This is a genomic window from Paenibacillus campinasensis, from assembly GCF_002272015.1.
Lineage (GTDB): Bacteria > Bacillota > Bacilli > Paenibacillales > Paenibacillaceae > Paenibacillus_AQ > Paenibacillus_AQ campinasensis.
In genome coordinates this window covers 53,965-68,954 of sequence record NZ_NPBY01000011.1, presented here as the reverse complement: position 1 = coordinate 68,954, position 14,990 = coordinate 53,965, and the positions used below count along the sequence as shown (strand labels likewise).

Genomic DNA, 14,990 nt, shown 5'->3' with positions numbered 1-14,990 from the left:
CCTTCGCCGCCTGCTCCGCCGTGCTGTGATAATATTCGTTAGCCAGCTCGGTCAGCTCCGCAGAGAAGGTTGCTTCGTGTACGAGCAGGTCCGCGCCCTTAGCCAGCTGATGGACGCCGGTACATGGGCGGGTATCCCCCAGGATCGTTACAACGCGGCCTTTCTTCGGTGTCAGCAGCACATCGGCCGGGTGGACCCATCCGCCCCCTTCCAGCTCCACGCTCTCCCCGCGCTTCAGCCTTCCGTAAAGCGGTCCCGGCTTCAGTCCATAGGTTTCCAGACGCTTCAGGTCCAAACTTCCCGGCAGATCCTTTTCGATCACTCGGTAGCCATAGCATTCGGCGCGATGTTCCAGTTTAGCCGCCTCCACGCGGAAGCCGTCATCCTCAAACACGACCCCGCCTGTATGCTCCACAATATTCAACTCATAAGGCACGCGCGACTGGCTCAGCTCCAGCGACGTCTGAATGAACGCCTGAATCCCTGGCGGACCGTACACGGTCAGCGGAGCTGTTATCCCCTGTGCGCCGCGGCTGGACAGCAGCCCGGGGAGTCCGAAGACGTGATCGCCATGCAGATGGGTTATGTAAATGTGTTCAAGCTTGGACAGCTTGAGCGATGATTTCAATATTTGATGCTGGGTGCCTTCGCCGCAATCGAACAGCCACAGGCTTCTGCGCTCTTCAAACAGCCGCAGCGCGACACTCGTTACGTTGCGATGCAGCGTCGGAATACCCGCATTCGTTCCTAGAAAATAGAGCTCCATACCTCTTCTCCCCTTTCGGGCGTGAAACCTGAGAAATCCTCCGAAGCATCGGAGGATTTCTGCCAGTTTGCCTACGCATGTATCATCATCAAGTTTTGTCTACATTGAAATAATGGGCTTCCGGATGACTGAACACCATCGCGGATACGGACGCCTCCGGCTCCATCATGAACCCTTCGGTCAGCTGAACGCCGATATCCTCCGGCTGCATGAGCTTGAACAGAGGTCCCTGGTCTTCCAGGTCCGGACACGCCGGATAGCCGAATGACACCCGGATGCCTTGATATCGCGCACCGAGCCGCTGCTTCATCGTCATATCAGCCGGATCCGGGAAGCCCCAGATGTCCCGCATCATATGGTGAACCCGTTCAGCCAGCCCTTCGGCCGTTTCCAGCGCCACAGCCTGCAGCGCATGGGAACGCAGATAGTCCCCTTTATCCTTCCACTCACTGGCCAGCCTGCTGACCCCATGGCCCGCTGTCACGACCAGGAAGCCAACGTAATCCATCACCCCGCTGTCTACGGATTTCAGGAAGTCCGCTAGACACAGATAAGGCTCCACCTGCTGCCTTGGGAAGGTGAAGGTGTGCAGCACCCTCGTGTGATCCTCAGGATCATAAATGATGATGTCATTCCCGTGCGATTGAGCCGGGAAGAACCGATACATCGCATGGGCCTGGATAGAACCGGTCTGAACAGCTTCCTCCAATATGCTATCCACCGTCTCCTTCAGCGATACCGCCTTGGGATCATTCGCCTTCAGCAGCTGCTCCACCGAGCCTTTCAAGCCGAGATGATGCCCAAGAAGCATTTGCATATTAATATACGGTAAAATATGCGAAATCGGATAGTTGCGCAGCACGTGACGATCCAGATCCGGCGGCAAGTACACCGGCGCATCCGGCGAAATGTTGGAGCGCACCGCCCGGGTCAGCTTGGGCATCGTTTTTTCCACTTTAGGCGCGGCTGCTTCCGCTTCCTGCTCCGCCAGAATCTCCTTGACGATCAGATCCCGCTGCACCGGATCGCTGATACGATTGGCCAGATCAAGGCCATCCATCGCGTCCTTGGCATACAGCACCATGCCGTCATATTCAGGGCGAATGCGGGTTTTCGTAAACTTCCGGGTCAGTGCCGCACCGCCGACAAGGATCGGAACGCTGATGCCGGCATTTTTCAAATCCTGAGCCGTCAACACCATCTGCTGCGCCGATTTGACGAGCAGGCCTGACAGGCCGATCGCATCCGGCTTCTCCCGCCGGTATGCCTCTATAATTTGCTCTGGTGGTACTTTTATACCCAGATTCACAATCTGATAACCATTGTTGGAGAGAATGATCTCCACCAGGTTTTTGCCGATATCATGCACGTCGCCCTTGACGGTGGCGAGCATGATTTTGCCCTTGACGGATGTTTCATTTTTCTCCATAAAAGGTTCCAGATAGGCAACCGAAGCTTTCATCACCTCGGCGCTCTGGAGCACTTCGGCCACAATCAGCTCATTGTTGTTGAACAGACGGCCCACCTCGGACATGCCCTCCATGAGCGGACCATTGATAATCTCCAGCGGACTGTAGATTTTGAGCGCTTCATCCAGATCGGGAATAAGTCCTTCCTTTGAGCCCTCAACAACATAGGAAGCAAGGCGCTCCTCCAGGCTCAGGTTGGAGATTTTCTCTTTCTTCTCCACCTTTTTGTTGCGGAAAGCCGCCACGAAGGCAGCAAGCGTCTCATCATTCGTATGATAGATGAGTTCCTCAGCAAGACGCCGCTCCTCTTCCGGAATGGATGCATAACGTTCCAGCTTCTCTGTGTTGACAATCGCGTAATCAAGCCCGGCCTTGGTGCATTCATACAGATATACCGAGTTCAGCACTTCACGCCCGGCCTCCGGCAGGCCGAATGATACGTTGCTGATTCCGAGAATGGTGTGCACCTTCGGCATCGCCTCTTTAATGAGCCGGATGCCTTCAATCGTTTCCTTGGCTGATCCGATATACTGTTCGTCCCCTGTTCCGACCGGGAATACAAGCGTATCAAAAATAATATCCTCCGGCGGAATGCCGTATTTGTTCACGAGCAAGTCATAGGAGCGCTTGGCCACCTTCAGCTTGTCGTCGCGGTGAATGGCCTGTCCGCTCTCGTCGATCGTACCCACCACGACAGCCGCACCGTACTTGTGAATGAGCGGGGTTACCTTTTCAAACTTCTCTTCCCCGTCTTCAAGGTTAATGGAGTTAATGATCGCCTTGCCCTGCGAATACTGCAGCGAAAGATCGATGACATTCGGATCCGTTGTATCGATCATGAGCGGCACTTTGACCTTTTTGACCACCAGCTCCAGAAACTGTCGCATATCCTCGGCTTCTTCACGGTCTGGGTCCTGTACGCACACATCGATAATATGGGCCCCGTTTTTCACCTGGGCTCTTGCAATTTCAGAGGCTTCTTCGTATTTGCCCTCGGCGATGAGGCGCTTGAATTTGCGCGATCCAAGAACATTCGTTCTCTCGCCGACCATGTACGGACGATTGGCCTGTTCGATATAGACCGGCTCAATCCCGGACAGGGCCGGAAGATGTGTGCCGGTGAGCGGCCGAGGCGCGAATTGCAACATCGCTTCCTTCAGCGCACGGATGTGCTCCGGCGTTGTGCCGCAGCAGCCGCCCGCGATATTCAGCCATCCCTTCTCGGCAAAGGCAGCCAGCTTCTGCGCGAGGGATTCCGGTGATTCATGATACTGCCCATTCTCATCCGGCAGTCCGGCATTCGGATAACAGCTGATTGCACAGCTGGACATTTCCGCCAGAGAGCGGATATGATCCCTCATAAATTCCGGGCCTGTCGCACAGTTCAAGCCAATCGAGATCGGATTCAAATGCTCCAATGATATATAGAAAGCCTCGATATTTTGCCCGGCCAGTGTCGTTCCCATCGGTTCAATCGTACCGGAGATCATCAGAGGCAAGGTAATACCCGTTTTGTCAAAAGCTTGACGAATCCCGATGCTCCCCGCTTTCACGTTCAGCGTGTCCTGGGACGTTTCCAGAAGCAGTGCATCGACGCCGCCTTCAATCAAAGCAACCGCCTGCTCTTCATAGCTCGCTACCAGCTCCGCGAATGTCACCCCACCCGTGACGGATAACGTCTTCGTGGTCGGGCCCATCGCGCCGACAACATATCGGGGTTGCTCCGGAGTGCTGTACTTCTGTACGGCTGCACGAGCAAGCCGTGCCGCCTCCAGGTTAATCTCGCGCGCAAGCTCGGGTATATCATATTCGGCCAGAACAACCGACGTTGCGCCGAATGTATTCGTTTCGATAAGATCGGCACCCGCCTCCAGATATTTTTCATGAATGCTCTGGATGACATCGGGGCGATGAATGACCAATGTTTCATTACACCCTTCCAGCTCTTCCCCCCCGAAATCCTGGGGAGATAGATCCTCCTGCTGAATCATGGTGCCCATCGCACCGTCAAGGATTAATATTCGTTCTTTAAGCACATCTTGCAAGCTAGGCTTATTCAAGTTGCTGACCTCCCCGGAAAACGTTAAATCTTAGTGTAGCAGAATATTTTTCAATAGAAAAGAAGCCGGTTTCGCGTGATTAGCATCACGCAAGATTAAATTGCATTATAACAGATGACAAATCATGTGACGAGAGCTATAATACTTATTAATCCAACGGGAGAAAGAGGGATATGAACATGGCAGAGATTGTAATCCGAAATACGAACGAACGCATCACAGGTGAAGATAATGTCCGGGCATTCTTAAACAGCCAAGAGGTTGTCTACGAGCACTGGAACATGGAGAAACTCCCGGCAGATCTGCGTGAGAATTTTCAGCTGACGGATGAGGACAAGAACCGCATCTTAAGCATCTATGATGAAGAGATTAAAGATCTGGCTGCACGCCGCGGCTATAAAATTTGGGACGTTATCACATTGTCTGAATCCACACCGAACTTGGAAGAGCTGCTCAAGAAATTTGAGGAGATCCATACGCACTCCGAGGATGAAATCCGCGCGATCGTTGGTGGCAAAGGGATTTTCATCATTAAAGGCTCGGACGAGGTCGGCTACTTCAACGTCGAGCTTGAGCCTGGCGATGTCATTTCCGTTCCGGAGAACACACCGCACTTTTTCACATTGATGGACAACAAGAAGATCATTGCCGTTCGTCTCTTCATTGAAAAAGACGGCTGGGTAGCTACACCTGTAGCAGATCCACAGTTCAAATAAGTCGACATTCGGCTTTACTTCACCCTGTGTCCATGAATACGGGCATATGGAACAGAAGCGTTCGCAACGAGAAAGGCAGTGCCGCCCCGCCGATTAACGAAGGGTTCAGGCACTGCCTTTTGTCTATTCATCGGATGTCAATACGGTTAGCTCCTTGAGCGGCATCGAATGCTGGCCTCTGGCTGTTACATGCGAAATCACACGGTATGTACCGGGACGATCAAATGATTTGTCCATCTGGTACACCCCGTCTCCCGCATGCTGTACAGGTACGGTGACCTGCAGGCCGCCGCCCTGCATCGCAAACTCGAACTCTACCTTGTCCGCATCTTCAACCGGAGCTCCGCCATGCGTAACCTTGGCCTGAATTGCCACTGTCTCGCCGACCTGGATTGTATCCGGACTTAGGGTAAGATCAACGAGAATCGGCTCCAGCATCATCTCGTCATCGACGCCTTTGGCATCGCCATCACTGCAAGCCGAAAGCGCGACTGCCATCAACACCATCGCAGCAAATAAAGCCATCTTCTTCCTCGACATACACGTCCACCTCGTTATATCATCCGCCAAATCGTCGCCGACACCCCATGCCGACATCTTAGCGCTAATTTTACTTCGTTCTCCTTATTATATTGTAATCTCCTTTTTTTTCTATCTCATTCCCCTTACAATTGTGTGACGAACATCACAGAGCTATATAAAAAAGCCCGTAAAGCGGCTTTACAGCCGCTCCACGAGCTTCCCTATTTCCATTTCGGTGTTACATCATATCCCCGAGCCATCCATGCTATTCTATACTTCGGACAGAATCGCATACAGCTCGGTCAAATGTTTGATTTCATAATCAGGGGTAATCTCCGGATCATGAGGGCGGCCGGTTCGATTGATCCAGACCGTAGTCATTCCCGCTGCGTTCCCGCCTTTAATGTCGGTAGTCAGCTTGTCCCCGACCATCACAGCATCCTGGGGCTCAATCCCGAGCAGCCCTAAAGCGTGAGTGAAGATGGAAACATCCGGCTTCCCTTTGCCGAAGCTGCCCGAAATGACAATGTGATCAAAATAAGGGGAAAGCTCCGGCACGCCATCCAGCTTCTCTTGCTGCAAGTCCGGACTGCCGTTGGTCAACAGCAGCAGCTTCACTTTGCCTTGCAAATATTTCAGCACTTCATAGGTCTCCTCATATACATAAGGGCGTGCTCTACGCTCAGCGCCGAACTGGTCCGCCAAGGAAGCTGCCAATGTCTCGTCATCGATCCCGCAGCGCAGCAGCCCCCTGCGCCAGGACTCTTTCCGGTAGACCGGCGCCAATTGCTGAAGCTGCCGGAACTCCGGCTGTTCGCCAGCGGTGAAATTTGCCCACAGACCTTCAAACGGATTAATGCCGATCATTTTGGTAAATGCATAGGTATCGTATGACTCATATAACGCTCTGGCCTCTTCACGGACCGAAGCCAACAGTTCCGATGCATTCACACCGGTATGCTCGGCCGCTGTCCGGCAGGTCGCCTCAAACGCCTCTTCCACACTGCGCTCATCCCACAACAACGTATCGTCCAGATCAAACACTACCGCCAGTTTCCCCATTATCTCTCCCCCTCATTAACACCCTAGTAGCCTGTAACGGATATCAGCTGCGTTCAACCGGAATATGATGTACCTTGGCAAACTCCTCAAGTCTATCGCCCATCGCCTTCGTATCATATCGGTTAATCAAGCGAGAAAATACCCAGTTGCCTCCGCGTCCCTTGCCTTGAATAACCACGGAACCGTCAGCAATCAGAATTTTCTCAATTTCCGAGACGTTTAGACGACGCTCACGGTTGAATTTAAAGGTGGAAACTGCCGCTTTCTCAACCTTGAGATACGGCTTGCGCAGAAAGATCATAACAGCAAGCAGTATATACAAGCTGACGCCAACCCAGTTGAGCACGCTGTTGCTTTGGCCCTCTTCCGTTGTAAAAGTGCCGAGCAACGCATACAATGCGGCTAATGCCAGCAAGATGATCGGAAGCACATACTTGCGTCCTCTGAAAATATCCGCTGATCCTGCCGTACCCGAGCCTTGATAACCTGACAGCCCCTGCTTTTTCCGCTGCTTGTTAAGCTGCGCCATATTTTTGTTCACTTTTCTTTCCCACGACCGTGACATACATGACCTCCCAAAATAATGTCCAATGTTAAGCGATGATCATTCTTCAGGATTGTGACTGCCTCCTGAACAGGCATCTTCCATATAATAAAGAACCTAACCATCTCATGGTACCGCTGCTGTGCATATCGGGACCGGGATGGATCAGGCTGTATATAACATTTAATGCTTCAATCTAGGGCCACCTTTTTGGTCGTTGTCATCTACCCACTCGATGGACTCCAGCTGTTGCCTGAAGTTTTTGCGAATATTGTTCAGATAAATTTCCCGAAGCTCTGCTCTTTCCTTCAGCTCTTCTTCGGTCAAGCCCTCGTTTTTTTGTTTACGGGCTAAAACATTAATGCGTTCAACCAATGTATCGATATCCATAACTTCTCCTCCATTCCCAATATCATTATAACTTAAACATGACGAATAGAGCTTGTCAAGGCGCGCAGCCCGAACAAGCTCTGGAACAACATCATGGAGGAAAAGACGTGATGTCCGGTACAATATAGAAATCGCTCTGTATCAGCATATAATCATAAATTTAAGCATCATAAAAGGAATGACGCTTTAATTGAGCGATCAGCGTGTACTGATGAAGCGCCCCGTCTCGATCACAACAAGGATATCATCTCTCTAATCGACAAGGAGCAACCAAATAAAACAGGTCACGAGCCTTACCATACAGGCAGCTTCAACACTTCCCCTGCTTGAATCTCCGTCCCCTTCAGCCCATTGTAACGCCGTATATGTTCAAGATACACTCGTGTATCTGTATTCTTCGGTTTCTGACTAGAAGCGATGCTCCACAGTGAGTCTCCAGGTTGGACAATAAACTCGACCGCTTGAACCGGCTTGTCCGCGCCGCCCGCAAACACCGTATAAGCGCCTGTCCATCCCGATACAATAATAAGAAGAAGCAAAACGATCTTGATCGCCGGAATCGTCGACATATGCTGTCTTGCGCGCTTCATCCATCTCTCTGCTACGCTCTCCTGCTGTGCAGGAACCGTATCATAAATGCTCCGGTATGTACTGTATCTCAACATGAAAACATCATCTCCCCAAACAGGTGTTCTCTTATGCTCTTAATATAACACGAACACCTGTTTGATTCAATAGGTTCAAGGAACATTTGTTCTATTATTTTTTTTTAGAACTTATGTTTGTACGAACGGAGGTTCTATGTTATAATTTTACCAAACGTTACTAAGTGGGGTTGATACGGCATGTCGAAAATATCCAGCCGCCAACTGGCGATACTAGAGTTTATCCGCAATGAGGTTCGCAGCAAAGGTTACCCTCCATCCGTCCGGGAAATCGGGGAAGCTGTCGGACTGGCTTCCAGTTCTACCGTTCACGGGCATCTGGACCGCCTGGAGAAGAAGGGCTTAATCCGCCGTGACCCGACGAAACCAAGAGCAATCGAGCTGCTGGGGCAAGAGGAATCCGAGACCAGCCATATGTTCACCCATACGATCGCCAGAGTTCCTGTTGTCGGGAAAGTAACCGCAGGTGTGCCGATCACGGCTACCGAGAACATTGAAGACTACTTCCCTCTCCCTCAGCATTATGTAGGTGATGATAAAGTGTTCATGCTGTCGGTTGTCGGGGACAGTATGATTGATGCAGGCATCTATAATGGTGACTATGTCATCGTCCGGCAGCAGCAGACCGCTGATAACGGAGACATCGTCGTAGCGATGACCGAGGACGATGAAGCGACTGTTAAGACCTTCTACAAAGAAAAGGATCACATTCGCCTCCAACCGGAGAATCCAACCTATGAGCCGCTGCGCTTGAATCATGTTACCATTCTTGGCAAGGTCATTGGACTGTTCAGAGACGTACACTGATTTAATCGAAAGCCACTGAACATGAAATCGAGGCTGCTTCCCGCTAACCTGCGGGGAACAGCCTCGTTTTTTTGTACTGCTAAATAAAATTGTTCATCGCCAAGCCCCGGCATCCATTTCCCACGTTTCTTCCTTCTTAACTTTTCGTCCCTTTCTCTAGCATGCTTGTTTGGTTAGGAATTGGCCGGCCCTTGCCCCGTTTCAGCGACGACCCATCGGATACTGTCCGGCTCGCCAACCATTTGGCAATCCGTCTAGCCATACAAAAACCCCTTGCACCAGACGGCGCAAGGGGTTTGGGCACATGTTGAAATTAATACATCGTAATGTACTGATCGCGTTCCCATTGATGTACTTGGGTACGGTACATATCCCATTCAATCTCTTTCAGCTCATAGAAGTAAGCCAGTGCGTGATCGCCCAGCGCTTCAGAAATCACTTCGCTGCGGATCAGCTCGCTCAGCGCTTCCTTCAGGCTTGCAGGCAAGCTAGGGATGCCTTCTTCAATGCGCTCTTCTTCGGTCATCACATAGATGTTCCGGTCGATCGGAGCCGGAAGCGACAGCTCGCGCTTAATGCCGTCCAGTCCAGCTCTCAGCATAACAGCCAAAGCCAGGTAAGGGTTCGCAGCCGGATCTGGGTTGCGCACCTCAATCCGAGTGCTCAGGCCACGGGATGCCGGAATCCGGATCATCGGACTGCGGTTACTCGCGGACCAGGCAACGTAGCAAGGCGCTTCATATCCAGGAACCAGACGCTTGTAAGAGTTGACCGTCGGGTTCGTGATCGCTGCAAAAGCACGCGCATGCTTCAGAATTCCCGCCATGTAATAACGCGCTGTTGCACTCAGGCCGAGCGGATCATTCTCATCGACAAAGGCGTTCTGGTCGCCTTTAAATAGAGACAAGTTGCAGTGCATGCCCGATCCGTTCATTCCGAACAGCGGTTTAGGCATGAACGTTGCAATCAGACCATGCTTGCGAGCAATCGTCTTAACAACGAGTTTGAACGTTTGGATCTGGTCTGCCGCTTTGATGGCATCCGCATATTTAAAGTCAATTTCGTGTTGGCCAGGAGCTACCTCATGGTGGGACGCCTCGATCTCAAAGCCCATCTCTTCCAGTGTCAGCACGATATCGCGACGGCAGTTCTCGCCAAGGTCCGTAGGAGCCAGGTCGAAGTATCCGCCTTGGTCATTCAGCTCGGTGGTCGGATTGCCCTTCTCGTCGGTCTTGAACAGGAAGAATTCCGGTTCCGGTCCCACGTTCATCGAAGTGAAACCCATCTCCTCCGCTTCCTTCAGGCATCTCTTCAGAATTCCGCGAGGATCGCCTGCAAACGGCGTTCCGTCCGGCATGTACACGTCACAGATCAGACGCGCTACACGAACTTCCGACACCCAAGGGAAGATCATCCATGTATCCAGATCCGGATACAGGTACATATCCGATTCCTCGATCCGCACGTAGCCTTCGATGGACGAACCGTCAAACATCATTTTATTGTCAAGCGCTTTAGGCAGCTGGCTAATCGGAATCTCAACGTTCTTGATCGTTCCCAGCAAATCGGTAAATTGCAAACGGATAAACCGAACATTTTCCTCTTTGGCAATGCGCAAAATGTCCTCTTTAGTGTAGCTCACTGTATCCTCTCCCTTATAAAAATGACAATTTTACTACCCATAAGCATCGAATCCTTATTTATTAAAGAACCGGGATAGCTCACCTTGAATCAACGAAACCTGACCCGGCCGCTTGCCTGTAACCAATTCCTGCTTGAGCAAACGGCGTAGCTGGGACTCCGACATCTCACGGCGTTTATTCTCAGTATCTGCCGTAATGACCGTAGCCTCCTCCGACTCTTTCGTTACAGGATTCATCACCTGCTTGATCCCGGCGATATTGACACCCTTCTCGATTAAAGCCTTAATCTCCAGCAGGCGCTCAACATCATTAAAGGAAAACAGGCGTTGGTTGCCCGAAGTACGGGCAGGGACAATCAAGTTGTGCTGTTCATAATAACGAATTTGTCTGGCGGATAGATCCGTTAGCTTCATTACGATGCCGATTGGAAATAGCGCCATATTCCTGCGAATCTCATCACCCATATCTCATCAACCTTCCAAGTGGTCTATTCTGATCTTATTGTACATTTCCTAATCAGACACGTCAACCACATGTAAGCTTAACTCACAGAAGTTTATAATCTTTCATACTCTGAAGTGCCATAAGTACCCCATATTTAACATGGGAATACGTTAAACCTCCCTGCATATAGCCGATATACGGAGCTCTGATCGGGGCATCGGCAGACAGCTCGAGGCTTCCGCCCTGAATGAATGTTCCAGCTGCCATAATAACCGGATGCTCGTAACCCGGCATATCCCATGGTTCCGGAACGACATGACTGTCGACCGCAGCCGCCTTCTGAATGCCCTGGACAAATGAGATCAGCTGATCTGCACTGGCAAATGAGACAGCTTGAATCAGATCCGTCCGCGATTCCTGCCAGCTTGGCTTCGTCTGAAATCCCACCTCCTCAAACATCGCCGCAGCAAAAATACTTCCTTTAATAGCTTGTCCAACCGTGGACGGTGCCATAAACAACCCCTGATAGATGCCTCGGGTCGTCCCGAGCATCGCTCCAACCTCGCGCCCGATACCCGGCGCTGTCAGACGATAGGCCGCCTGATCCACATAACGCGCCTTGCCGCAAATATAACCGCCGGTCTCGGCCAGCCCGCCCCCCGGATTTTTAATAAGCGAGCCCGCCATCAGGTCAACACCGACTTGGGTAGGCTCCAATTCCTCGGTAAACTCCCCATAGCAATTGTCCACAAACACGATCAGATCGGAACGGATCGCCCGAATACGCTCTACCATTTCGCCGATCTGTTGAACGGTAAAGGAAGCCCGCCAGTCATATCCGCGAGAACGCTGAATCCCGATCACCTTCGTAGCCGGGCTGACCGCTGCCTCAACAGCCTCCCAATCCACTTCTCCATCCGCTGTTAGCGCAACTTCGCCATAACCGATGCCAAAGTCACGCAGCGATCCCGTTCCATCTCCAGGTTGTCCGATCACCTTGTGCAGGGTGTCGTAAGGACGCCCCGTAATGTAGATCAGCTCATCGCCGGGCCTTAGCACCCCGAACAGCGCGGTGGATATCGTATGCGTTCCCGACGCAAAATGAGGACGCACCAGAGCCGATTCGGCCCCGAATACGTCCGCGTATACTTCATCCAGCACTTCGCGGCCACGGTCATTATAAGCATAACCCGTGGAACCGGAAAAATGAAAATCGCTGACCTGACGGCGCTGAAACGCCTCGATCACCTTCCATTGATTCGTATCTACGATGTGATCGATCTCCCGCACTTTCCCTGCGATCTTCTCTTCTACAGTGCGGCCCAGTTGCAATAATTCCTCCGAAAATGTTGCCATAACCAGCTGTTCTCTCCCCCGTCAGCACGTGAAATAATAATGAATGCCGCCCTGCTCCTAAGCTTCCGCCAGCAGGGCGGCTTGATGCTTACAACAATCCCTTACTTATCGATAAAATCTTCAAGCAGATAACCGGATTTCTCGTAATCCGCTGTATTGATCCGCACTTCATAGATCAGGTCATTCTCGTCGAATGACTGTTCCAGCACGTCCCCGACACGATAGACGACAGCATGCAGGTCACCGCGGTCAGCCGGAATCCGGAACCTGACATTGCCTCCGGACAGCCGGTCCTGAATCACTTCCCGGACCGTATTCAGATCGGCTTCATCATAAGCGCTAATCTTCAAGTATCCATCCCCCGATGGCAACATCTCCAGCTGTTCAGGTTGACACGCATCCTTTTTGTTAAACAGAACGATCTGCGGCTTCTCGGCCGCGCCAAGATCCTCCAGAATCGACTGCACAACGTCCATTTGAGATTCCCGCATCGTCGAGGATGCATCCACCACATGCAGAATCAGATCCGCTTCATTAGCCTCCTCCAGCGTCGCCCGAAAAGCTGCGATCAGGTCATGCGGCAGATTTTGAATGAAACCGACGGTATCGGTCAGCACAACTTCTTTGCCGCTCGGCAGCTCAAGCACTCTCGATGTCGGATCAAGCGTCGCAAACAGCTGATTCTCCACATAAACGTCCGATGCGGTTAAGCGGTTGAGCAGTGTAGACTTGCCTGCATTCGTGTAACCGACGAGCGCGACCTGAATCGCACCGCTCTTTTTCCGGCGCTCCCGGTGCAGCTTGCGATGACGAGTCACCTCGTCAAGCTGACGCTTCAAATCGCTGATCCGGTCCCGGATATGCCGGCGATCGGTCTCCAGCTTGCTCTCACCAGGTCCCCGCGTCCCGATGCCTCCACCGAGACGTGATAGATTCTTCCCGTGACCTGACAGTCTTGGAAGCAAATAGGTGAGCTGTGCCAGCTCGACCTGGATAATCCCTTCCCGTGTTTTGGCCCGCTGTGCGAAAATATCCAAAATCAACTGCGTACGGTCGATTATCTTCACATCAAGCGCTTCCTCCAGGTTGCGGACCTGGGCGCCTGAGAGCTCCTGATCAAAGATCGCCGTGGATGCGCCCAGGCCGTCGATCGCCATGCGCAGCTCTTCCACTTTGCCTTTACCGATAAACCATTTGGAATCCGGGGTCTCCCGGTTTTGAGTAATCACATCAAGCACTTCCACGCCTGCCGTCTCGGCAAGCTGCACAAGCTCCTGAAGAGACTCCTCGGGATCAATGCCCGAACGCTTCACACTATCGGTCACCAAACTGACCAGAATTGCTTTATCCTCAAGCGCTGATACGGTGTCATGTGTCTTGTTTGCCATGTATCCTGCTCCTTTTTGCCTGTAAAGTCTCTTGTAACATACCAAACCGCGGGCGCGGTTATGAATCAGCTCTCTTCTCCCTTGCAAGCTTGCAAGAGAGCCGTTGTTGCACAGAGCGGCACGCGGTATGGCGGTAAGTTTATTATCAACGCTGAATGGTCATAAATCATGGTATTTTTCCGTTAAACCTGAAGTCTTCCGGCCTGAGTGTCATCAGTTCCAGCTTCCCCGGATTCCCGGTCACGTACTGATTCAGCAAGCGCACCGATTGATTTCGGATGGATTTCTCGATTAGATTGCGGACGTAGCGGGCATTGCTGAACGAATGACTCCCGTTCTCCCGTTCGTTCTGCAAATGTTCTTTCAGCTTGACGAGCGACTGCGGCATCAGAATATAATCCCGCTCCTTCGCCATCAGTTCTGAAATTTGGATCAGCTGGTCCAGATTGTAATCCGGAAAATCCATCTGAATCGGAAACCTGGAATGAAGCCCGGGGTTCGTGCTCATAAAAAAATCAATCTCTTCACTATACCCCGCCAAAATCAAAATAAATTGATTCTTATGGTCCTCCATCGCCTTTACAAGCGTGTCAATCGCTTCCTTGCCAAAATCTTTCTCCCCGCCTCTTGCCAGGCTGTAAGCCTCATCAATAAACAGGATTCCCCCCAGCGCCTTTTTTACCAAATCCCTTGTTTTTTGCGCTGTATGCCCGATATATTCGCCGACCAGATCGGCTCGTTCCACCTCGACCAGATGGCCCTTGCTGAGCACGCCCATCTTCTGAAACAGTTTGGCAACGATGCGCGCCACCGTTGTTTTGCCCGTGCCGGGATTCCCCTTGAAAATCATATGGAATACATGTCCGTCGCTGATGAGCCCGGCATCTGAGCGCATGCGGGCAATCTGAAGCAAAGCGTAAATTTCAAATACCAGCTCTTTAATCTGCTCCAGACCAACCAATTGGTCCAGTTCCTTCTGAATGTCCTGGAATAGACTGTGCTGTGAAACGGCGTTCGGGGAAGGAGCCGGTTCGCGCTCGGGAGCCGTGCTGCTGATCAGCGGCGGTTCGCTGCTGCGGAGCACGACATTGATCTGTCTCGATGGCCGTCCTTCAGACCGGCCGCCAGCGGCCGTTGCACGCCCGTTCATTGCTCTCA

14 protein-coding genes are annotated in these 14,990 nt (G+C 51.8%); 2 read left to right on the top strand and 12 right to left on the bottom strand.

All coding sequences use genetic code 11. From position 1 onward, the window contains the following. Both rnz and metH read right to left on the bottom strand, forming a co-directional pair. A partial coding sequence (gene rnz / locus CHH67_RS03805; RefSeq protein ID WP_095263658.1) for a ribonuclease Z occupies positions 1 to 766 on the bottom strand: 766 nt, incomplete at its 3' end. Between the two features lie 88 nt (positions 767 to 854). Beyond that, positions 855 to 4,295 (bottom strand): methionine synthase, encoded by a 3,441-nt coding sequence (metH, locus tag CHH67_RS03800; protein ID WP_095263657.1) that lies wholly within the window; start codon positions 4,293 to 4,295, stop codon positions 855 to 857. Between the two features lie 179 nt (positions 4,296 to 4,474). Here metH and CHH67_RS03795 point away from each other — a divergent pair, with 179 nt between their 5' ends. Continuing rightward, positions 4,475 to 5,011 carry a 1,2-dihydroxy-3-keto-5-methylthiopentene dioxygenase gene (locus CHH67_RS03795; protein ID WP_095263662.1) on the top strand — a complete coding sequence of 179 codons (537 nt, stop codon included), beginning with the start codon at positions 4,475 to 4,477 and terminating at the stop codon, positions 5,009 to 5,011. Positions 5,012 to 5,134: 123 nt separating this feature from the next. On the opposite strand, the gene CHH67_RS03790 is transcribed toward CHH67_RS03795, so the two are convergent. The 5 genes from CHH67_RS03790 to CHH67_RS03770 form a co-directional block, all read right to left on the bottom strand. Next, complete coding sequence (locus CHH67_RS03790; protein WP_095263656.1) at positions 5,135 to 5,551, bottom strand: FixH family protein; 417 nt, start codon at positions 5,549 to 5,551, stop codon at positions 5,135 to 5,137. Positions 5,552 to 5,803: 252 nt separating this feature from the next. Continuing rightward, a complete protein-coding gene (locus CHH67_RS03785; protein WP_095263655.1) occupies positions 5,804 to 6,595 on the bottom strand; it encodes an HAD family hydrolase in 792 nt (263 codons plus the stop codon). A 43-nt stretch (positions 6,596 to 6,638) separates the two neighbouring features. After that, complete coding sequence (locus CHH67_RS03780; RefSeq protein WP_095263654.1) at positions 6,639 to 7,160, bottom strand: hypothetical protein; 522 nt, start codon at positions 7,158 to 7,160, stop codon at positions 6,639 to 6,641. Between the two features lie 162 nt (positions 7,161 to 7,322). Next, the gene (locus CHH67_RS03775) at positions 7,323 to 7,529 is read right to left on the bottom strand and encodes a DUF896 domain-containing protein (RefSeq protein WP_095263653.1); all 207 of its coding nucleotides are present in this window, start codon (positions 7,527 to 7,529) and stop codon (positions 7,323 to 7,325) included. A gap of 293 nt (positions 7,530 to 7,822) precedes the next feature. After that, positions 7,823 to 8,194, bottom strand: a complete 372-nt coding sequence (locus tag CHH67_RS03770; protein ID WP_095263652.1) for a LysM peptidoglycan-binding domain-containing protein — start codon at positions 8,192 to 8,194, stop codon at positions 7,823 to 7,825. Positions 8,195 to 8,374: 180 nt separating this feature from the next. Here CHH67_RS03770 and lexA point away from each other — a divergent pair, with 180 nt between their 5' ends. Continuing rightward, the gene (gene lexA / locus CHH67_RS03765; RefSeq protein WP_095263651.1) at positions 8,375 to 9,001 is read left to right on the top strand and encodes a transcriptional repressor LexA; all 627 of its coding nucleotides are present in this window, start codon (positions 8,375 to 8,377) and stop codon (positions 8,999 to 9,001) included. 313 nt (positions 9,002 to 9,314) lie between these two features. On the opposite strand, the gene glnA is transcribed toward lexA, so the two are convergent. The 5 genes from glnA to CHH67_RS03740 all read right to left on the bottom strand — a co-directional run bounded on the left by glnA (position 9,315) and on the right by CHH67_RS03740 (position 14,982). After that, positions 9,315 to 10,643, bottom strand: coding sequence for a type I glutamate--ammonia ligase (gene glnA, locus CHH67_RS03760; protein WP_095263650.1), 1,329 nt, complete (start codon positions 10,641 to 10,643; stop codon positions 9,315 to 9,317). 54 nt (positions 10,644 to 10,697) lie between these two features. Beyond that, positions 10,698 to 11,108, bottom strand: a complete 411-nt coding sequence (locus tag CHH67_RS03755) for a MerR family transcriptional regulator (RefSeq protein WP_095263649.1) — start codon at positions 11,106 to 11,108, stop codon at positions 10,698 to 10,700. A gap of 82 nt (positions 11,109 to 11,190) precedes the next feature. Beyond that, positions 11,191 to 12,444 carry a methionine gamma-lyase family protein gene (locus CHH67_RS03750; RefSeq protein WP_095263648.1) on the bottom strand — a complete coding sequence of 418 codons (1,254 nt, stop codon included), beginning with the start codon at positions 12,442 to 12,444 and terminating at the stop codon, positions 11,191 to 11,193. Between the two features lie 101 nt (positions 12,445 to 12,545). After that, on the bottom strand, positions 12,546 to 13,832 hold the full coding sequence (gene hflX, locus CHH67_RS03745; RefSeq protein WP_095263647.1) for a GTPase HflX: 1,287 nt from the start codon (positions 13,830 to 13,832) through the stop codon (positions 12,546 to 12,548). Between the two features lie 166 nt (positions 13,833 to 13,998). Then, the gene (locus CHH67_RS03740; RefSeq protein ID WP_095263646.1) at positions 13,999 to 14,982 is read right to left on the bottom strand and encodes an AAA family ATPase; all 984 of its coding nucleotides are present in this window, start codon (positions 14,980 to 14,982) and stop codon (positions 13,999 to 14,001) included. Positions 14,983 to 14,990 lie beyond the last annotated feature (8 nt).

Excerpts from the sequence above, each read along its gene's own strand:
- CHH67_RS03795 (WP_095263662.1), top strand. The coding sequence starts at position 4,475 with ATGGCAGAGATTGTAATCCGAAATACGAACGAACGCATCACAGGTGAA.
- CHH67_RS03790 (WP_095263656.1), bottom strand. The coding sequence starts at position 5,551 with ATGTCGAGGAAGAAGATGGCTTTATTTGCTGCGATGGTGTTGATGGCA.
- CHH67_RS03785 (WP_095263655.1), bottom strand. The coding sequence starts at position 6,595 with ATGGGGAAACTGGCGGTAGTGTTTGATCTGGACGATACGTTGTTGTGG.
- CHH67_RS03780 (WP_095263654.1), bottom strand. The coding sequence starts at position 7,160 with ATGTCACGGTCGTGGGAAAGAAAAGTGAACAAAAATATGGCGCAGCTT.
- CHH67_RS03775 (WP_095263653.1), bottom strand. The coding sequence starts at position 7,529 with ATGGATATCGATACATTGGTTGAACGCATTAATGTTTTAGCCCGTAAA.
- CHH67_RS03770 (WP_095263652.1), bottom strand. The coding sequence starts at position 8,194 with ATGTTGAGATACAGTACATACCGGAGCATTTATGATACGGTTCCTGCA.
- lexA (WP_095263651.1), top strand. The coding sequence starts at position 8,375 with ATGTCGAAAATATCCAGCCGCCAACTGGCGATACTAGAGTTTATCCGC.
- CHH67_RS03755 (WP_095263649.1), bottom strand. The coding sequence starts at position 11,108 with ATGGGTGATGAGATTCGCAGGAATATGGCGCTATTTCCAATCGGCATC.
- CHH67_RS03750 (WP_095263648.1), bottom strand. The coding sequence starts at position 12,444 with ATGGCAACATTTTCGGAGGAATTATTGCAACTGGGCCGCACTGTAGAA.
- hflX (WP_095263647.1), bottom strand. The coding sequence starts at position 13,832 with ATGGCAAACAAGACACATGACACCGTATCAGCGCTTGAGGATAAAGCA.
- CHH67_RS03740 (WP_095263646.1), bottom strand. The coding sequence starts at position 14,982 with ATGAACGGGCGTGCAACGGCCGCTGGCGGCCGGTCTGAAGGACGGCCA.